Origin of the sequence: Micromonospora sp. NPDC005305 (assembly GCF_040607315.1) — a bacterium.
Lineage (GTDB): Bacteria > Actinomycetota > Actinomycetes > Mycobacteriales > Micromonosporaceae > Micromonospora.
Genome location: NZ_JBEXGL010000024.1, coordinates 66,961 through 86,858 on the forward strand (window position 1 = coordinate 66,961; position 19,898 = coordinate 86,858).

Below are 19,898 nucleotides of genomic sequence, written 5' to 3' on the forward strand. Positions count from 1 at the left end.
TCCCGGGTGGGATCGTGAGCGCGCCGGTCAGCGCCGCGCAGCCCGACGCGGTCCGCCGCAAGGTCGAGGCGTGGCTGGCCGAGGGCGACCGGGCCGACGCGATCGCGCTGACGGCCCGCCCCGAGTGGCCGGCCGAGCCGGTGCTCAGCGTCGACGGCACCCGCGTCCGAGTGGTGCCGTGCCCCACCCCGCTCGCCGCCCGCGCCGCCCTGCACGACCGGGCCGACGGCGAACGGCTGGTGCTGTTGACCGAGCTGACCGACAGCGAGCTGGGCGACGGGCTCCTCGCCCACCTCAGCAAGCAGACGGTCCGCAAGATCGACCCGTGGGACCTGGTCCGGCAGATGTTCGGTGGGGTGAAGGACCTCGATCCCACCCTGGTCCGCGTCGGGCGTTGGGTCGCGAACGCGCTGACCGATCACACCCCGTCGGACGGCTGGCCGGCGCCGCCGGGCGCGATCCTCACCCGGGACCATGCGCTGCGCAGCCTCGCCGCGGAGCTGCTCGGCCTGCCACCGGCCGAGCTGGACGACAGCGGCCTGGTGCAGTGGAGCACCGAAGCCCGCCGCCAACTCCGGTTCACCACCCTGCCCGACGCTGAGGCCCAGGGGATCACGGCATACCTGACGAGCACGGCAGGCCCGGCCGCTGTCCCGATCATGGCAGCCGTCCGGGCCGGGCACGGGGTGGACGTCATCCCGCTCGGGCTGCTGGCCGGGCTGCTCTGGCCCACCAGCGGCGCGGCCGAGGTGGAGGCCGTCGTGGGCCGGACCCGGCTGGAGCCCAGGTTCGGTGGGCTGCGGATCTCCCCCCAACAGGCGGAGGCGCTGCACCAGGCCGCCGAAGCGTGGGTCTACCGGACCGTTGACTCCGGCGACGACGGCCGGGCCGAGGCGATGCGTATGCTGCGCCGAGCCGAGGGGGTCGCCGCCGAAATCGGCATCACCGGACTGCTCGGTGCCTCCACCGTCCTGCCCAGCGGATTCGTCCAGCGGCTGCGGACCTTCGCCGACGCCGTGCGGCTCGCCGTGCCGGCCGGCGGGTCGGTGCCGCTGGCCGCGGTGACCCGGGCGCAGTCGGCGCTCGCCACCGTGGAAGCGCACCGGGCCGCCGAACCACGCCGGGTGGAGACCGCGCGGATGGCCGTCCGGCTGCTGCGCTGGCTGCACACCACTGACGGTCCCGCACCGGTGACCCTGCTCGACGCGCTGCACCGGCAGGTCCGACAGGACGGGTGGGTCGACCGGGCCCGGCTCGACGTCTTCGCCGGCGACCCCGACCCGCAGGTCGCCGAGGCGTACCGGCTGCTGCACCGGGCCGTGGACGTCCGCCGGTCCCGGCACGACCAGCAGTTCGCCAGCCTGCTCGCCGCCGCGACCAGCGCCGAGGCCGAGCCGGGTGCGCTGCTGCGGGTCGAGGACGTGCTCGACCGGGTGGTCCAGCCGATCCTCGACCACGGTCGCCGGGTGCTGCTGCTCGTGCTCGATGGGATGGGTGTTGCCGCGGCCACCGAACTGGCCGAGTCGGTCACCCGTAGCGGCACCTGGCTGGAAGTCACTCCCGACGGCGGACCTCGCACCGGCGTGCTGGCCGCCCTGCCCACGGTCACCGAGGCCAGCCGGTGCAGCCTGCTCAGCGGACGGATCAGCACCGGGGGCCAGCAGCCCGAACTGAAGGCCTTCACGAAGCGGTGGCCCACCGCGCGGCTGCTGCACAAGAAGGCGCTGCGAGCGGGCGCCGGCGCTTCGCTGGACCCCGAGGTGCTGGCCGCGCTCGGCGACCCGTCGATCCCCGTGGTCGCCGCCGTGGTCAACACGATCGACGACGCCCTCGACCGCAGCGACCCGGGCACCACGGTCTGGGGCGAGGACACCATCACCGCCGTCGGTGACCTGTTGGGCTCGGCAGCCGACCGGGTGGTCATCCTGGTCTCCGACCATGGCCACGTCGTCGATCGGGGGCCGGATTCGCTTGTCCTGCCCAGCGACAGCAGTGAGAACCGCTGGCGGGCGGCCACCGGCCCGGCCCGTGACGCCGAGGTCGCGGTGAGTGGCAGCCGAGTGGCGCTCGGCGGCGGCACGGTCATCCTTCCCTGGCGGGAAGAGGTGCGGTACGGGCCGCGCAAGGCCGGCTACCACGGCGGCGCCGCACCGGCGGAGGCCGTCATCCCGCTACTCGTTCTGACGGCCGGTGACGACCAGGCCGTACCGGGATGGACGGGCGCGCCGGTGGCCAGCCCGGACTGGTGGCGCGAGCCGCTGACGGAGACTCTGGCAGCGCCGTCCGACTCGGCTCCGCCGACTCGCCACCGACCCCGGCGCCCGGCCGAGCCGCAGGTCGAGAGCCTGTTCGACCTTGCACCGGTGACCGCTGTGCCGTCGGCGGCACCACCGCCCGGCCCGGCTGTCCCGGACCTGGTGACGGCTCTGCTAGCCAGCGAACGTTACGCCCAGCGGCGTGACCCCCGGGTGCCGCTGGCCGATGAGCGGGTCGCCGCACTGTTGGGCACCCTGCTCGCCGGCGGCAACCGGGCGACCCTCGACACCCTCGCCGCCCGGGCCGGAGTCCCGGCGCACCGCATCACCGGCACGGTCGCCGCGCTGCGTCGACTGCTCCAGGTCGAGGGCTATCCCGTCGTCACCCTTGACCCCGACGGGCGTACCGTCCACCTCAACCGGGCGTTGCTGATCGAGCAGTTCGAGCTGGAGCCGCGGTGACCGTCGAGATTTCCGCCCGCCGCCGACGAGACATCGTCGATGCGCTGCGCCGTGGCGTCGTCCCGAGCAACGGGCTCGACGCGCTCGCGGTCGGGCTGGACCGATTCACCGCCGCCCTCGACGACGACCTCGACCGGGTCGCCGCCGGAGGCAGCGTGTTCAAGGCCGTCCGCGGCGAGTACGGCGCCGGCAAGACCTTCTTCACCCGCTGGCTGGCCGAGCGGGCCAAGCGCCGCGGGTTCGCCGCCGCCGAGGTGCAGATCTCAGAGCTGGAAACGCCCCTGCACCGGATGGAGACCGTCTACCGACGGCTGGTCGAACACCTCAGCACCGAGCAGTTCGCGCCCAGCGCGTTCCGGCCCGTACTCGACGGCTGGATCTTCGCCTTGGAAGAGGACGCCCTCGCCGCCAACGGTGCGATTGCCGAGGATGACGCGGAGGCGCTCGACCGGGCGGTCGGCGAACTGCTGGAGCGCAGGCTCGGCGAGATCTCCCGCAGCACTCCCGGCTTCGCGGCGGCGCTGCGCGGCTACCGGGCCGCCACCGCCACTGGCGACCACCGCACCGCCGACGGCCTCGCCGCCTGGCTCGGCGGTCAGCCCCACGTCGCCGCCTCCGCGCGTCGGGTCGCCGGGGTGAAGGGGGACCTTGACCACTACGCGGCGCTGAGCTTCGTGCGCGGACTGCTGACCGTCCTGGGCGACAGCGGGCACCAGGGGCTGCTTCTCGTGCTCGACGAGGTCGAGACGCTGCAACGTGTACGCTCCGACGCGCGGGACAAGGCGCTCAACTCGCTCCGCCAACTCATCGACGAGGTACACGCGGACCGCTTCCCGGGGCTGATGGTCGTCATCACCGGCACACCGGCCTTCTTCGACGGGCCGCAGGGAGTGCAACGGCTCGCGCCGCTCGCCCAGCGGTTAGCCACCGACTTCGGGCCGGAGTCGCGCTGGGACAACCCGCGCGCCACGCAACTCCGGCTGCCGGGCTTCACGACGGGCGCGCTCGTCGAACTCGGCCAGCGGGTGCGCGCGATCTACGCCAGTCCGGCGGTTGAGTCGCGGGTGGACGACGACTACCTCGCGACGCTGGCTAGCGCAGTGACCGGAGCGCTCGGTGGCCAGGTCGGCGTGGCCCCCCGCATCTATCTAAAGAAGCTGGTCGCGGACGTGTTCGACCGGGTCGACCAGTTCGCGGACTGGGATCCGCGCCGCCACTACGAGCTGACCCTTCGCGCCGACGAGCTGACCGACGTTGAGCGCAACGCCGCCGTCTCGGCCGACGACATCGAACTGCCGATCTGACATGCTGCCGGACCTCGACCCGGTCGTCCTGCACCACGTCGTCAACACCCTCGGCTGGCGCGACCTGCGCCCGATGCAGCGCGCCGCCATCTCGCCTGTCCGCAACGGATCCGACGCGCTGCTTCTGGCCCCAACCGCCGGAGGCAAAACCGAGGCCGCGCTGTTCCCGCTGCTCACCCGGATGGCGGAGCAGCGCTGGACCGGCACATCCGTGCTCTACCTCGCCCCGCTGAAGGCACTCCTCAACAACCTGCAACCCCGGGTCGAAAAGTATGCCGACTGGCTCGGCCGCCGCGCCGCCGTCTGGCATGGCGATGTCAGCACCTCGCGGCGACAGGCAGTCCTCTACGAACGCCCCGACATCCTCCTCACCACCCCCGAGTCACTGGAATCCATGCTGGTCAGCACAAGAGTCGACCACCGCCTCTTCTTCGCCGACCTGCGCGCCGTCGTCGTCGACGAGGTCCACGCTTTCGCCGGGGACGACCGAGGCTGGCATCTGCTGGCCGTACTGGAACGGCTGAGCCGGGTAGCCGACCGGCCGTTGCAGCGGATCGGACTATCCGCCACCGTCGGCAACCCTGAACAGCTCCTGACCTGGCTACAGGGATCGGGGGCAGGCCACCGGCCGGCACAGGTCGTTGCACCGGACGCGGTCGAGGCCTCCTACCGTCCACCGCCCGGCGACATCGACCTGGACTACGTCGGCTCTTTAAGCAACGCCGCCACGGTGATCGCCGGGTTGCACCGAGGGGAGAAACGCCTGGTTTTTTGCGAGTCCCGACAGACCGTCGAAGAGCTCGGCCAACTGCTGCGGGAAAAGGGGGTCACCGTCTTCCTCTCGCACGCGTCGCTCTCCGCCGACGAACGTCGCCGCGCGGAGCAGGCGTTCAGCGAGGCACGCGACTGTGTGATCGTCTCGACCAGCACTCTCGAGTTGGGCATCGACGTTGGCGACCTGGACCGGGTCATCCAGATCGACGCGCCCGCCACGGTCGCTTCGTTCCTCCAACGCCTCGGCCGTACCGGCCGCAGGCCAGGGACCAGCCGCAACTGCCTCTTCCTTGCCCTCGACGGCGACGCGCTAACTGAGGCGGCGGCGGTGCTGCTGCTCTGGTCGCAGGGCTGGGTGGAGCCGGTGATCGCGCCACCCGAACCGCGGCACATTGTCGCCCAGCAGGTGCTGGCCCTCTGCCTGCAGGAGCACCGGGTCGGCGACCAGCTCTGGACGCAGGCATGGAACGGGCTGGGCCTCTTTGGCGAGAACGCCCGCCCGATCGTCCGTCACCTGGTCGAACACGGCTACCTCGACCAGGACGGCGGCATGCTGTTCATCGGCCCGGCCGCCGAACTGCGCTTCGGCCGCCGGCACTTCATGGAGCTGACTGCGGTCTTTACCGGACCCCCGGAATTCACCGTGCTCGCCGGACGCAACGAGCTCGGCCGGATCGACCCGAGCCTGCTCACCGAGGAGGTCTGCGGCGACCGCCGACTGCTGCTGGGAGGCCGAAGCTGGCGCGTCACCTACATCGACTGGCGCCGACGGCGGTGCTTCGTCGAACCCGCTGACACTGGAGGACGAGCACGCTGGCTTGGCACAGGTTGGGCCGGTCTGACTTTTGCAATAGCCCGCGCCCTCCGAGAAGTGTTGCTCGGCGTAGATCCTCTCGTGAAGCTGACCAAACGAGCGTCGGACCGGCTCGCTCAGGAGCGCGAAAGAAAGCTCCACCTCGTACATCCGGGCGGCAACGTCATCGTGCGCGGCAAGGATGGCGACCTGCGATGGTGGACATGGGCCGGCTTTCACACCAACGCAACTCTGACCTCGACGCTTGGCCAGGTGATCGATCCCGCCGAGCGCTTCGACGACTGCAGCATCCGCCTACGAGAAGACCTAACGCCACGCGCGTGGGCCCTGGCCACAGAGCACGCGAACGAGCAGCTCTGCCTCCCCGAGATTGACGAGAAGGCCCTTAAGGGCCTCAAGTTCTCCGCTGCACTCCCGAAGCGGCTAGCTGTAGCGACGCTTGCGGCTCGCTCTGCCGACTTTGAAGGTGCTGCTGTCATCCTGCGCCAACCAACCCGGTTCGTATCCCTTGGCTGAATCCCACCGCCGCCTGCCGGCGACAATGCGAGTGGTCGCGGCGGGAAACTTCTGTCGTCCGCAGCAGGCGTAAACGGTGGCTGGTTCAGCTGCTCAAGTCGGCCTGAAGGCTCGATAGTTGCCTTGCCTTGGCGTGTTGACATCTTCGAAGACGTGCGCCGAGAGACCAATTTTCCCTGCCCTGATTGTAGCCAGATTCGGACGGATGAACGCGCCATCATGTGGTGGGCCGTTTCCGAGGGCGACCGCGCTTTGGCGACTTGGGGCGCCAGGCTCCGAGGTCCCGATCGTTCAGGCGCAGTCGACCCATCCAATCACCTATCCGCAGTCGGTGCAGCTCGTTGTCTCGGCGGCTTGCGGCAGTGGTGTCATCGGCGCGTTCCAATAGTTCATGGGCGGCGGCGATAAGGGGGATTAGTGATTCCCGCTCGGTATCGCCCGAGGCTAGCCGTTCCTCGATGAAGCTGGTGAGGGCGAGGATTCGGTCAGTGTGGGACCATCCTGACCAGCCTAGGAGCAGGTCTGGCTCACGTTCGACAGCCATCGGGAATGACACAAACCGCTCAGACGGAACATCGTACTTGCCGCGCGACCGCCAGTAGGAGGGTTTGCGGAAATCGGTGGCAACGTATTTGGGCGGCACCGCCGCGTTCTGGCGGACCTTTTGTGCTGCGTCCGAATCACCATGGGCGCGGGCGTCATCTTCATCGCGTTGTTGCCGCCATGTGGTTTTCCAAGTTTTCCACTTGGCTAGGCCTAGCGTCGTGTATCGCGATGCGGCTAGGCAAGGGACGCTCTCCTCAAGAAGCAGGTCGCGAAGAACCTCAGCTAGGTCCTTGTCTGGCGCGTACAGTGCAGCCGCTTCAGTAACCGATGCATCCGATCGAAGCGCCTCGGAAAGTGAATTAATAGATCGCAGCTGGGCCTTTCTGTGGCGGCCGTCCGTGTCGAACCACAAGGTGGCATATTCGCACTGATCTAGAAGCCAATCACGTAATGCCTGCTGCTGCATCGCATCCCAGCCGGCGGTCGCCCATCTCCGCTTGTACTCGGGACGCTCGAGAACCTTCAGGTGGGGGTCGCTAGTAATCGCCTTAATTCGAGCCTCCACCAGCGCCCGGTATTCGGCTGGCCAATGTTCGGGTATCGTCTGGACGGGAACGGAACCGTGCCGCGCGAACCATTGAGTCTCTTCCCCTTCTGAAGCGAGGATTTTGCGGGCAAGGATGATCTCAAATGCTCGCTCACCCAGCCGTAGGTCGGGAATGCTGGCGGTGTCGGGGGCAAGCCTGGGATCTGGCAACAGGCCATATTGCGAGTAGATCTCCCAGTCCTGTTCCTCCGCAAGTGCAATCATACGAGACCGTAGGCCCGTCCAACGGTCCCGAGCTTCTCGGAGGGACTCAGCGGTGGGTCGGTTGAAGGCGAGAACCGCGGCTGGTGTGGATGCGGCGAGAGCACTCGCCAAGCGCTCCAACTCTTCGCCATATCGAGTGGACCCTACTGTGGGGATTGGTAGTTCTCGCAGACGTCCAGGGGTAAACTCGTAAGTTTCTGCCCAAGGCTCTCCACTCCCTCCCGTGCTCTTATGGACGCTCGATACCCCCTTGCGCTGGCTGATCTGCTTGAGCCAGAAGCAAACGGTTGAACTGTTGAGTGCAGCCACTAGATGAGCTCGCTGGGCCGGTGAGGATTGCGGTGTGAGCTCGATTACGGGAGCTGACGGGAGGGCGACCGCATTCTCTAGTGATGCGAAGTGTGGATGAGTAGCGACCCACGCAAATGCTATGCGTAGCAGACGATCCGTGGGAGCGCCGGAGACGGAGTGCCAGTCGTACCAAATGCGGCTGCTGTTGAAGTAACTGCGGCCGGAGAAATCCGAGCGATTACCGAGTGTCGTGCGGTATGGCCACAGCCTGTGACGGTGGCCAGGAAACTCGTCGATGTTGATAACCTGCAGGTCTGCCGTGCGAGGAAAGAAGCCCGAACGAGCCGGCGTTGCAGCCCAGTCGCGGATGTCGGATCCAGATACAATCTTGAATACCTGGCCCGCCTCAGTGTGCTGTCTTCTCCATGTGGCATGAGATGCCGTGAAAATGTCGTCGGCGCCGGTATTAGCCAGATATGAGATGCGGCTGACGAGGTCACCTAACCGCGGACCGTTGGCGACCAGTTGCATCAATTCGGCTGGCTGCCTGCCGCTTAGTTGCCAGGGAAACGACCGCAGCGCGACATGATCGAGTGTCAGTGACTCAGTCCAATTGTCCGACTGGTTGGGCCGGTCTGCGTGTCGGAGGATCGACTGCCAGACTGCTCCCTCGCCAGGTGCAGCAGGCGCGCTCGGTTCGCCACGTAAGCCCGCCACGACAAGCACCTGATCTGAATCGATGGCTGGGCGATTGCGACCTACTAAGATGATAGTGGGAGTGCCGTGCCCGGGAATGTGGGCGCCAGAGGTATCTATTACCTTATTGAGGGTCACGCGCTTGGTGAGGATCTCCTCTGCTAGCCTCCGCCCGAACTCGCGCTTTGTGAAGGAGTTTGCAGCAAGGAGTCCGACATACCCGGCGCTCCGCTCATCTCCACGGAGGGCGAGTTCGAAGAACCGCTGAATGAATGGGACGACCAGAGAGTACTTCCCGACGCATGAATCGTATCGCTGGCGGTACTTTTGGTCGACGGCTCGATCTTTAACAGTGATGTACGGGGGGTTGCCTACCACGACATGGTATTTGCCTTTGGCTAGAAGGTCTGGGTCCTCATTCAGCTCATCGCCGTCGCCTAGCAACGAGTCACCGATGGCGACGCGCAGCGGCCAGCTGTCGATCCGTATGTCCGGCGCGGGAGAATTTCCACAAGCCCGCCGCGCGGCGACGAGGAGCCGAAAGCGGGTAATCGCCGCTGCGAAGGGGTTCAGGTCGACTCCATGCACGGCAGTGAGTGCACGCCGCACGCGTTCAACGTCCGGCATGTTCGGCGCGGTCTTGGCCCAGTGCTTGAGCAGCCTTGCAAAGGTGCCCAGCACGAAGTTCCCTGAGCCGCAGACCGGATCCAGGACCGCCAGCTCGTCAAGGCCGAACTGTTCGACGGCGGGCTCAAGCGTCTGGTCAAGGATGAACTCTTCGATGAACGCTGGGGTCTGCAACAGGGCGTACTGGTGCCGAGCGGGCTCCGACACTTCTTGGTACAGGTCACCCAGGAATCGCGTGTCCAGGTCCGGGTCGGTGAAGTTGAGTAAGGACTTGCCCCCGTTGTCTTGTTGCTGCCAGAAGTCGCCCAGTATCTGGGCCCCCTCCTCGGGCATCAGGCGGGTATCCGCCGGAGCGAGTTGACCTGGGGCGGTGGAGAGTGCCACGGCCAGAGTTGAGAACCTTGATAGCCACCACTGCCGAAGATCACCGGAGGGCTTCGGCGTGTCGATCATGGCATTGTCCTCGGCGTATCGGACGAAGAGCGTGCCGAGCAGCCAAGCGATGGCGACCTGTTCTACCTTCTCGTCCCGCCACTGTGCCCAAGACACTGACGTGCGCCGAGCTGCGACCGCGTGGTCGTACATCACGCGCAACTTGGCTTGCTCTGACACGTCTTCGTCAAGGTTCTCCCGAATTACATCGGTCAAAAGGCGGACAAGACGGTGGAAGCTCGGCAGGTGGACGTGCGGCGGGGCCAACGATGCTCCTTAAATAGCTCTGACGGTGTTAGTGCCCTCCCTGCTACTCTACTCGCATGAGGACGGAGGGCGGCCGATGAGTTCGACCGACGGGTTGCAGGGTCTTGCCATACCGTCAACCATGGGAGTGGCGGCGCTGGCCGGCGCCCCCTGGCAGCTGGTCGTTCCCCTTGTGGCTGTCCTTCTCGTCCATCGGTACCTCCGACACCGCGAGCGCCTGCGGGAACTGGACGTCGCTGAAAGGGCGATCGACCGGAGCGACACTGATCGACTTCCGGAGCTGATGAGTACCGTCTACCACGCCGCCATCGATAGTTCTGAAACGCCGCGGCGACCTGGCGAAGCTCGGTCAGAATGTCGGGCTGGCTCCTCCCCAGCGAGCGGACCCGAGGTGTAGCCGGTCGGCACCGGCTCGGCCTGAGTTTGGGTCGGGCAGTGGGCGGCAGTGTTGATCTTGTGCTTAAACACCGCCGCCCTCTTGGCGATCATGCCGGCTGGCCGCGTCAGGCAATGTGTCCACGTACCCGTGGAGACGGTGATGATCTGTCCCTGGATCCTTGACGAGGGGTTGGGATTCCCCCAGGCGTAGTTCAGCGAGGAGTCCGATGGTCAGGTGTCGTCCCGGGCGCGAGCAGGTGACCCACGACAGGTAGTCCCTGCCGGGCTAGCTCTCACTACTGACACCGCGTGAGAGAATCCGCCGCTGACAACGAGGCGAGAAGGCTCAGCAGGGCGCAACGTAACACGGCGCTCCGTGAGTCTATGGTGTACCCAATAATTGTCACTCCGGTGTCACCTGCGGCCGCGGCGCCCGACGACGCACAACTGCTGGTGGCGCTGCTGCTCAGCTACGGAGTCCTCACCGTCGACCAGCTGCTCGACCTGCTCGGCTGGACCCGCGACCGGCTGCGCACCGCGGCCACCGCGAGCCAGGAACTGCTCGCCGGCGGACCGCTGCGGCTGGCCGTCACCGACCAGGACCTCGCCTGCCTTATCCGCGCCGGCATGGTGGCCGCCGACATCCGCGCCCGGTTTGCCGACAGCCAGCGGCTGCACACCGCTGACCAGCCACGAAGCCCACGAACTCCTGCGCCTGGTCCACGAGCACGTGCTGCGCCCCTTCGGCGACCAGCACGGCAACGGCCCGATCGACCTTCTCCTCGAGCACGCCGACCGGGGCTTGGTCACCGACGTGCTCGCCGACGTCGACAGCGGGCACCGCGCGAGCGCCCGCCCGCACCCGGACATGCTGTTCGCCCTGCTGCTTACTGAAACACCCGCAGCCGTGGACCCGGTCGCTCGGCCAGGTTCTTCCTAGCCTCGCGGGGTTCGTCGTGAGCGCGGCGTCCACGACCCGCGAGGCTGACCGGCGTCCGCTTCGACTCGCTCCCTGATCGCCGACAGCAGCTCGTCCAGCAGACGCCCGCGAATGTTGTCGGCGAACTGTGTCGCGGCTGCCGAGATTTCGGCTGCTTGCTGGTCAGCTTCTGCCTTGAGCTCCGCGTTGTCCAGGTCGTTGCTGAGTTGCTTGACCACCGCGAACCGGGTGACGCTCAGTTCCTTCTGCCGTGCCCGGAAACCGTGATCATTGGGCAGACTGTCGTACCAGTCCATGGTCATTGCCTGCCGCCAGAACGGCAGGGTCGAGTCGGGCAGGGTCGCCAGCCGGTGCTGGTAGCGCTGCAGCCGCGACGGCGTGAACTCGACCTCGTGGAGGATTTGTTCTTCGTCGAGGTCGTCGAGCAGCCCGCGCAGAATCTCCAGCTCGAACTGCCGCCGGCGTTCGGCAGGAATTTCCTTTCGCGCCCTGGTGGCATCCTTCTGAGCGCGGTAGGCGAACCAGAGCGCGAGGGCGCCTAGGACGCCGAACAGCAGTTGGACCCAATCCATCCAGTCGTGGACGACGTCGACTTTCTGCACCGCTGCGGAGATCACCCGCACAGGGTAGGTGCCGACCGCTCGCTCGCCACCAAAGTGGAGCCGTCAACAGGATCCGGTTGCGTGCTCGAGCGGAGCAGAAGAGCTCGTCGGCGACGGACCTCCCAATGCAGAAACTGTCATACCCTGGCTCTACGCTCCGGCGCCGTGAATACCACTCTTACCGTCGCTGCCGTCGTGGTGAGCGTCGCGGCCCTGATCGTGTCCTGGGTATACGGCGCCCGAAGCGCCGCGGCCTCACAACGATCCGCCGATGCATCGGAGACTTCCTCGGTCCACGCCAAGGCATCCGCGGAGTCAGCCGCCAAGGTCGCGCAGGTCGAACTCGATCGCGATCATGAGTTCTACCGTCCGGGCGACCCGGACGCGACGTTCGTCATCGAGCGCAACCCGCGCACCGGTGAGGAGAACCTGTTCTTCACCTTCGTCCCCAAGCACTCGTATCGGATCCTCGGCGACGCGGTGCAGGGCAACAGCAGGTCGACTCTCTCGATGAACGACATGACCTACGTCGCCGGCAAGCCGGTACGCGTGTTCGTGGACGTGCTGCGTCCGCACCGCGACACCTCCTCAGTCGAGGAACTGAAGCTGCGGTTCTACCCGCCAGATCCGGTCGACAAGGACATGGACCAGTGGACGTGCCGGTGCGGAAGACCGACGAACTCATCAGAAGCCGCACACTGGACCTGGACCGTCCCAGTGACGACTCCAAAACGAGTACCGCCGCCGATTCTCGCCGCGATGCAGAACGAGAAGGACCGGCTCGGCTACAACACCTTCTGACGTTCGTTCCAGCTCTTGGGCTGGTGTACTCGCCGCCGCAGCCGGCGCACGGGGTCGGCGGCCTGCTGGAAAAGATGCTGCGCACCGGCGCTGTCCCCGGCCGACTAATCTTGTCGGCTACCTGACCCGTGTCTTGGTCGTCGTCGAGGACGCCGGCTCCTTACCTGCTTGGGAGGCCGCGCGGCCGCCGACACCGACCGGCTGCGTACCGAACTGGCCGTCTAGGCCGAACACGGACGGGCTCTGCATCGAGGTGGCCACCGCGCAGACCGGCCTGGTCACGACCCGCGCAGCCAGGCAGAATCGCAAGCGATGACCACCTACGACGAGTACCGGGGCCGGCAGCGGCTGGTCGGCCAATACCGACAAAAGATCCGCAGTTCTCCGGAAGCCTTTGCTGGTCATCCCGGCGTCCCCAACGAGCGCATCGGTGCGGGGTCGGTCGTCGGTGGCATGCGGAGGCAGGTCCGGTCGGCCCGTCAGGCGGGTAGCCGTGCAAGCCATCGCCAGCCACCACCTGATCGACGCCCACCTGGCAATCCTGGCCCGCCGCCTTCCAGCCGACGCGGTCGACGAACTCGCCGACGGGCTGACTGAGACCTGGCAGCACCAGCTCGCCGCCGGGCTGCCGCCGGCGGACGCCGCCCGCACCGCGCTCAGGCGCAAGAGCGAGACATCTGGCCGCGAGCAGCAATCTGGTCAAACTCGCCTCGGGCAGGGCTGACGTCCTGGACCGCAAACCGTCCTGTCACGTCGTTCCCCAGGTCACGACTCCCCGGCTGTTGGTGGTTCGACTCGGGACTGCTGGTTCCCCATCCGAGCGGCCGCAGGCGGCAGTGGCCCGCCGGACAGCCAGGCCTCCCATAGACGAAACGTACCAGCGCCAGGTGCAGCGTATCCCTGTCCACACGAGTGAGTTCTGGGTACCTCGCACCGCAGCAAACCGGCGCTATGGCCGTGCCGAGGCCGAGCGGGCTGGGTTGACCGTGGCGAGCGAAATTGTCAGATGTATGACATACCAACTGACCGGTTGTGCCATCCGACGACCGAGCTATCCGTTCCAAACTACGTCGGTGACTCAACCACCGCCCGAGCCATCCGTCACGACTGGCGAGCATACGGCCACAAACGCGTCCGCATCGACTGCTAGCCTTGGAGGATTGCGGTCTAGGTTCGCACGTCAATGGGCAAGTTTTAGCACCACTGAGCGCGCAGGATATGGCGCTGCAGTTATCACCGGAGCCCTTGGCGGCGTCACCGCCATCATCGTTGCGTTGGTACAGATTACCCCGAGTTTGTTGAGGAGCGCGCCCGAGGAGCAGCGCGACCAAGGGCGGCCGCCGGGCTCGGCCACCCCGTCAACTGCACCTTCGTCCGCCCAGCCGTCGCCCAGTCTAATCACAACGGCGCCACCCCCACCGCAAGTCATCTGCATCAATGGCGATGGCAACAATAACACCAACAATTGTGGCTTGCCTCCGCAGTCCCTTGGAAAGATTTCGTACGAGTTCGGGCCCGTACTCTGGGCGCTTTTTTACGGAGCGCCGGGGGCGCTGCCCAAGCCGGAAGGGGAGGGCAGCAACGACTCTGAGTGCAGCCACTGGTCGAGTTGGCTGAGCAGGACCGCCGATCTCTACGTCGTCGATCCCGTTATCGATTTCGCCTTAGAGGGAAACGATGCCGATGTAGTGGTCATCTCCAAGGTGGAGGCAAAGATCTTGAGCCGAGTGCCCGCTCGGAACGAAAATCGAACGTTCGTCAAGTGTCTGTACGGTGGAGGGTCGAACGAGTTCTACAACGTCACCCTGAACACCGTCACAGGCAAGGCGATGGTCCGGGAAGAATCCTTGGGCGCAGCCGAGGACCCCCGCCCCTACCCGTTGCCGCCGGCGGCGATCAGCCTCAGCGAAGGTGGGCATACGGGTGTGCGGATCGAGCTAGATTCGCTAGGCGGCTACTTCTACGAAGGTATCCTCCAGGCTACAACCTCCATCAATGGCGAGGAGAAAGTTATCTCCATCGGCTCTCAGGATGCTCCGTTCCGATGGGTTACCCCTGACAATCAGCGTTTCGACACCATTCCCTCGTTTAACTACGTCGGATGGGATCCGCAAGCTCGGAGGTGGGTCGACAACTACTCACCTTGGTCCCAGTGAACGGTCCAGCGCAAGCGCCCTCTTTTCAGCTACTTATTGACTCGTGGTACGACCCAGTCCGGCCAGTAGGCGGATTCCGCCTGCCATCAACTGGATTCCACCAGGGAGGATCGGGCCAGCTGACCGAGGACCGCGACGGGCGGGTACGCACCGCAGTAGACTCAGTGAGTGCGACGTGACCACCACGCTCTCGGTCGTCTGCATCGTGGTGGCAGCCGCCGGTGTCGGACGGGATTGTCCGTCGAGGACTTCGAAGCCGATCGGAAAACAGGTCTGTACAAGATCTGGAATCGGATGTCGTTGGGGACGCACTTCCCTGAGTGGTTCGTGCGTATGGCCGACGCGCGGGGCGTCTGTCGAACAGCACTTTTGACCGGCATCTGACTCGCCGTCGCCTTTTCGGGCTTGGCCAACGGCATGCGGATCCGCAACCGGCTTGGGTGCTGCCGAGCGGCTCCGACCTGAACGCCTCACAAGTCTGGCCAGCCGAGTATCGAGTCCGACATCAACGGCGCGTCAAACACGACCAGGAGTCGTGGCGACGTCCGTACCCGGCATTCCTGCTGCCCGACGGCCAAGTCTGGGTGGACGGCGCGAACGTAAGCGATCTCGACACCAAACCGGCCTACCGCCCACGACAGTCCGGACTCGCCGGCTGGGGACTCGCACTCTTCATGGGCTCTGCCGCTGGCGCGATCACGGGGAACATCGGCTCTGGTTACGGGGTCTGGGCCATGCTTATGCGCAAGATCCCGCGTTCTTCTGAGTGACCAACTGAGTGACGACCGAGGCGGCCGATGCCGAACAGCCACGGACGACGGTGGACTGTTCCGGCAGCTCACAATGGCTGCTCGCCCAGTTCATCGACGGCTAGTGGTTCCTTCGGGACGAAGAGGTCACTTCCAAGGGCGGACGACGCCAGCGCGCCGACTGGATGGACAGCTGCCCATACGCTCAGAGCGTGAGCGCAACTGCAGTCATCGCCGCCCTCGCAGGCGTCGTCGTCGGTGCCGTCTTGAAACACTTCTTCGACCTTCGTGCCAGCCGTCGTGCCAAGTTGCTCGATGAGAAGCTGAGGTACGCCGTAGCGTTCCTTGCTGCCGCAGACTGGGCCGGCCGCTCATACGAAGCCGCTGAGTCTGCCGCTAAACAGCTAGGTCATGCCGTCACTCAAGGAGCTGATCGCAATCTCGTGGACGCTGAGAAGCGGCACGAGTACCACCTCCAGCAGGGCGACACATCCTTGAAGGATGCGCATGTGGCGGCGTGTGCATTGCGGCTCCTGATGCCCGAGCTCGATACCGCACCGGGCGAATACATAGCCCTCTCTGTCGGTGCCGAGTCTGCCTACTCGCCGGAGGGCAGGCGTAAGCGCGAAATCGCCCGCGCCGCTGTGGAAGCGGCGCTGGTGAAGACCCTTGGGACAGCACCGCGGCGGCGTGGGGGAACCCTGGGTGACGATCGGGCTACATGACGGCAAGAATTCGCGGACGTCAGCGAACCGGCCGGCCAGTTCGGCAGGCCTGTAGTGGCAGGTCAAAGAGGTGCGCTGGTTGTCTGGGGTCAGGGAGTGCCGCCGGGGCACACACGGGGCACGAGACAGCGTGAAACGTCGGCAACCAGCCATCAACGGCGTGAGCCGAGGAGCGCGCGTTACCAGCGTGCCGTGCAGGTCGCCGCAGGTCAGGGGAAGGCCGACCTAAGTTCCGCTACAACGTCTGACGGTGCCGTCTCCAAGACCGGACTGCTTCGCCGTCATGCTCCGAATCGTCGACTACACGGGCGGCGTAGGAGCGTAGAGCACGAAGGAAGTCGATTTTCCGGAAGCCGGGCCAGTACACATCGCAGAAGTACAACTCTGAGTAGGCGGCCTGCCAGAGAAGGAACCGCGACATACGTCGCTCCCCACTGGTGCGGATCACGAGATCGGGGTCAGGCTGGCCGCCGGTGTACAGGTGCGCGGCGATGGCTTCGGTCGTGAGGCGCTGCGCAACGTCGTCGAGTGATGCGCCTGCTAGTGCCTCCCGTTCTAGAAGGGCACGAACGGCGCTGACGATCTCTTCGCGCCCGTCGTAGCCAACCGCGATGGTGAGGTGGAAGTCCCCAGCCCGCTCGCTGGTGGCGTCTTCAGCGAGCTTCAGGGCGTGGCGGGTCGAGTCAGGTAGGACGTCCGCGCGGCCCGCCAGGTGCAGTTGCCACGGGTTGGCCAACCGCAAGAGCGGCTCGGCGACGACCTCCTCAATCATCCGCATCAGGTTTTCAACCTCATCGGATTCGCGCTTGCGCATGTTGTCAACCGAGGCGAGGAACAGAGTGACGTGACGGATGCCGACGTCAGCACATCAGCCGAGCACCTCGTGAACATGTTCCGCGCCGTAACGATGGCCTACCGTGGCGTCGTCGAACCCCATCTGCCTGGCCCACCGGCGGTTGCCGTCCATCACCATCGCAACGTGCCGCGGTGGTGAAACGTCGGCCAGCTGGGATCGCAGGCGGCGGGCATAGACCTCGTAGGCGATGCGAGGTACAGCCTCAATCATGATCAGATCAAAGCACCTGAGCGACTCTGATGTCTGACCGGTCAGGGTGGGGTTAGCAACGGCTGTCGGTCGCATACGTGGACGGACCCTGCCCGGACGGAGTGTCCAGAACTTGTAGGCGGGTAGTCCGGCGGTCTAGTGCTCTGACCACAAACGTTCGCGGTGTTGGTGACACACCGGGCCTGGGTGGCGGGTCGGGCTGGGGTTGCGGCGTCAGGCTGTCGGGGTGGCAGAGCCGGTTCGGGTACGTCGATTAAGTGATCAAGAGGGGCAGCGGCTGCAGCGGCTGGTGCGTCGGGGCGCGGGCTCGGCCGTGCGGCTGCGGCGGGCGATGGTCGTGCTCGCCTCGGCTGGCGGGAACAGCGTGCCGGTCATCGCCCGGCTGGTGCAGGCCGATGAGGACTCCGTCCGGCAGGTGATCCACCGGTTCAACGAGATGGGCATGGCCAGCCTGGACCCTCAGTGGGCGGGTGGCCGTCCCGGCCGGATCAGTAGCGACGACGAGACGTTCATCGTCGCGACGGCCAACACCCGCCCCGCGAAGCTGGGGCGGCCGTTCACCTGCTGGAGCGTGCGCAAGCTCGCCGAGTACCTGGCCCACAACCCGGATCGACGGGTGATCGTCGGCCGGGAGCGGCTGCGGCAACTACTGCGCAAACACGAGATCACCGTCCAGCGCACCAAGACGTGGAAGGAGTCCACCGACCCCGACCGCGAGGCGAAGCTGGCCCGCATCGAGCACGTGATCGAACAGTTCCCGCACCGCACGTTCGCCTTCGACGAGTTCGGGCCGCTCACGGTCCGGCCGCACGGCGGCGTCGGCTGGGCGCCGAGAGCCGTCCGCGCACGCTGCCGGCGAACTACCACAAGCTGCACGGTGTGCGGCAGTTCCATGGCTGCTACTCGATCGGCGACGACCAGTTGTGGGGCGTCATCCGCACCCGCAAGTCCGCAGGCAACACTCCCTGGCCGCGTTGAAGTCGATCCGGGCAGCCCGCCCGGACGGCGCACCGATCTACGTCATCCTGGACAACCTGTCCGCGCACAAGGGGTTCAAGATTCGGCAGTGGGCGGTGCGGAACAAGGTCGAGCTGTGCTTCACCCCGACCTACGGCTCCTGGGCCAACCCGATCGAGGCGCACTTCGGGCCGCTACGCACCTTCGTCATCGCCGGCTCGGACCACCCCAACCACACCGTCCTGGCCCGCAACCTGCACGCCTACCTACGCTGGCGCAACGCCAACGCCCGCCACCCCGACGTCCTGACCGCCCAATGCCGCCACCACGCCAAAATCCGCAGCGAACGACAACGCCGCTGGGGCCAACCCGCCACCCGAGCCGCATGACCAACCCCGCCAACGTTTGTGGTCAGAGCACTAGCAAGATCCGGAACATGCGCGGAATGATCAGGCGCATCAGCCGGGAGTCGTTCGACGTACGCCCTGGTAGGACGCTAGGCAGCGCAGGCGGCGCTAGCTCCTTCCTATACGGTGTGCGCCGGGGGCGACTGGGTGCGGCAGACCCTTTCGGGGGCACAGATGGGGCACAAGGCACCGTCAACGTTGGCAAGCAGCCGGCAGTACTGTGAGGTACCAACGCCGCGTGACCTGGGCCGCAGGGATGTCGATGCAGGTCATCGGCGAGCCGGTCTAAGTTCCGCTTCAACGTCTAGCGTCAGGTGGCAGTCGACGCAGTAACGGCACCATGTCAGACGTCACCTCTACCATGGCCTTATGGCGCAATGCACAGCACCGTCTCAAGGCCACCGCACCGCGAGTGGGGTGGCGAACTGCCCAGCGTGCGGGGGTAGGGGACAGTCCCGCTCGTCCTACGGGTCTTACGCGTCCTACTCGTCTCGGCCGTCCTACGGCGGCAGGGGCGGAGGGTCGAGCTACGGCAGCTCTTCCGGCGGCAGCGGCGGAGGCTCGCGTCGGACTAGGACCGGCAGATCGGTGTCGTATACCCCGACGGAGTGGCGCGCGGTCGAGCCTTTCACCCAGAAGGCCAGCGAGCAGGCTCAGGCGCACCCCGAACGCCGCGACCTCTTCCTCTGCCACGCATGGGACGACCGAGAGGGCAGCGCGAAGGAGCTGTACGGCCATCTGAAGTCGAATGGCGCCTCGGTGTGGTTCAGCGAAGAAGACCTACCCCTTGGTTCGCTCATGATCCGCGAAATCGACAAAGGCCTACGGAACTCTCGCGTCGGGATCGTGTTGGTCACGCCTGCGCTGCTCAAGAGCATCGAGGCTGAGGGCGTGGCCGAGAAGGAGCTAGCCGTACTGCTCTCCACTCGTCGCGTCATCCCCGTCCTGCACGGGGTCAGCTTCAACGATCTCAACGACGTCAGCCCGATGCTGGCCTCGCACGCTGGGCTGAGCACCAAAGAATCGTCGCTGGACAACGTCGCAGCCAAGGTCGCTGCCGCTGCCGCCGCGCTCGCGGCCTGAGTCCGAGGCGATTCGCCTGGCGTGACCATCGGCGCCGGCGACCATCAGGTCTGCCGAAGGGTGTCCGGTACCGAGGCCGGTAGGTCGTCTGTGGACAGGATCGGCTCACCGTGGCCACGTCCGCAAAGCCAAGATCGTCTCCTTAGAGCGTGTTTGAGAGGGACTTGATCAGGTCCAGATGAAGGTGCGCTTTGCCTGCCGTCGGGCTGGTCGGCCGCGGGTGATGCGGCGGGTCATGC

The 19,898-nt window shown here is 66.2% G+C and carries 11 protein-coding genes and 2 pseudogenes; 10 read left to right on the forward strand and 3 right to left on the reverse strand.

Annotated elements, in window-relative coordinates:
• Window positions 1–14: 14 nt before the first annotated feature.
• Genes pglZ through ABZS80_RS28365 form a run of 3 tightly spaced genes read left to right on the forward strand, consistent with a single transcriptional unit; the run spans window position 15 to window position 6,125 of the window.
• Complete coding sequence (gene pglZ / locus ABZS80_RS28355; RefSeq protein WP_355060572.1) at window positions 15–2,717, forward strand: BREX-2 system phosphatase PglZ; 2,703 nt, start codon at window positions 15–17, stop codon at window positions 2,715–2,717.
• Window positions 2,714–4,021 carry a BREX system ATP-binding protein BrxD gene (brxD, locus tag ABZS80_RS28360; protein WP_355060573.1) on the forward strand — a complete coding sequence of 436 codons (1,308 nt, stop codon included), beginning with the start codon at window positions 2,714–2,716 and terminating at the stop codon, window positions 4,019–4,021. Before pglZ ends, brxD begins: the two co-directional genes overlap by 4 nt.
• A gap of 1 nt (window position 4,022) precedes the next feature.
• Window positions 4,023–6,125, forward strand: coding sequence for a DEAD/DEAH box helicase (locus ABZS80_RS28365; protein ID WP_355060575.1), 2,103 nt, complete (start codon window positions 4,023–4,025; stop codon window positions 6,123–6,125).
• Window positions 6,126–6,342: 217 nt separating this feature from the next.
• Here the strand turns inward: ABZS80_RS28365 and pglX are convergent, their stop codons facing one another.
• Window positions 6,343–9,795, reverse strand: coding sequence for a BREX-2 system adenine-specific DNA-methyltransferase PglX (gene pglX / locus ABZS80_RS28370; RefSeq protein WP_355060577.1), 3,453 nt, complete (start codon window positions 9,793–9,795; stop codon window positions 6,343–6,345).
• Between the two features lie 1,033 nt (window positions 9,796–10,828).
• Here pglX and ABZS80_RS28375 point away from each other — a divergent pair.
• The gene (locus ABZS80_RS28375; RefSeq protein WP_355060578.1) at window positions 10,829–11,113 is read left to right on the forward strand and encodes a hypothetical protein; all 285 of its coding nucleotides are present in this window, start codon (window positions 10,829–10,831) and stop codon (window positions 11,111–11,113) included.
• On the opposite strand, the gene ABZS80_RS28380 is transcribed toward ABZS80_RS28375, so the two are convergent.
• A complete protein-coding gene (locus tag ABZS80_RS28380; RefSeq protein WP_355060580.1) occupies window positions 11,110–11,730 on the reverse strand; it encodes a hypothetical protein in 621 nt (206 codons plus the stop codon). The genes ABZS80_RS28375 and ABZS80_RS28380 overlap by 4 nt on opposite strands.
• A 150-nt stretch (window positions 11,731–11,880) precedes the next feature.
• On the opposite strand from ABZS80_RS28380, the gene ABZS80_RS28385 reads away from it, so the two are divergent.
• The 4 genes from ABZS80_RS28385 (at window position 11,881) to ABZS80_RS28400 (ending at window position 16,146) form a co-directional block, all read left to right on the forward strand.
• Complete coding sequence (locus ABZS80_RS28385; RefSeq protein WP_355060582.1) at window positions 11,881–12,516, forward strand: hypothetical protein; 636 nt, start codon at window positions 11,881–11,883, stop codon at window positions 12,514–12,516.
• A gap of 493 nt (window positions 12,517–13,009) precedes the next feature.
• The gene (locus ABZS80_RS28390) at window positions 13,010–13,240 is read left to right on the forward strand and encodes a hypothetical protein (RefSeq protein WP_355060584.1); all 231 of its coding nucleotides are present in this window, start codon (window positions 13,010–13,012) and stop codon (window positions 13,238–13,240) included.
• Between the two features lie 748 nt (window positions 13,241–13,988).
• On the forward strand, window positions 13,989–14,672 hold the full coding sequence (locus ABZS80_RS28395) for a hypothetical protein (RefSeq protein WP_355060586.1): 684 nt from the start codon (window positions 13,989–13,991) through the stop codon (window positions 14,670–14,672).
• A 961-nt stretch (window positions 14,673–15,633) separates the two neighbouring features.
• Window positions 15,634–16,146: a hypothetical protein gene (locus tag ABZS80_RS28400; protein WP_355060588.1), complete on the forward strand. Its 513-nt coding sequence runs from the start codon at window positions 15,634–15,636 to the stop codon at window positions 16,144–16,146.
• 281 nt (window positions 16,147–16,427) lie between these two features.
• On the opposite strand, the pseudogene uppS reads toward ABZS80_RS28400, so the two are convergent.
• Window positions 16,428–17,212, reverse strand: a pseudogene (uppS, locus tag ABZS80_RS28405) (polyprenyl diphosphate synthase).
• Window positions 17,213–17,438: 226 nt separating this feature from the next.
• On the opposite strand from uppS, the pseudogene ABZS80_RS28410 reads away from it, so the two are divergent.
• Together ABZS80_RS28410 and ABZS80_RS28415 are read left to right on the forward strand one after the other, a co-directional pair.
• Window positions 17,439–18,558: pseudogene (locus ABZS80_RS28410) on the forward strand (IS630 family transposase).
• A gap of 606 nt (window positions 18,559–19,164) precedes the next feature.
• Window positions 19,165–19,659: a toll/interleukin-1 receptor domain-containing protein gene (locus ABZS80_RS28415; protein WP_355060590.1), complete on the forward strand. Its 495-nt coding sequence runs from the start codon at window positions 19,165–19,167 to the stop codon at window positions 19,657–19,659.
• The last annotated feature ends 239 nt before the right edge of the window (window positions 19,660–19,898 follow it).

Excerpts from the sequence above, each read along its gene's own strand:
- ABZS80_RS28365 (WP_355060575.1), top strand. The coding sequence starts at position 4,023 with ATGCTGCCGGACCTCGACCCGGTCGTCCTGCACCACGTCGTCAACACC.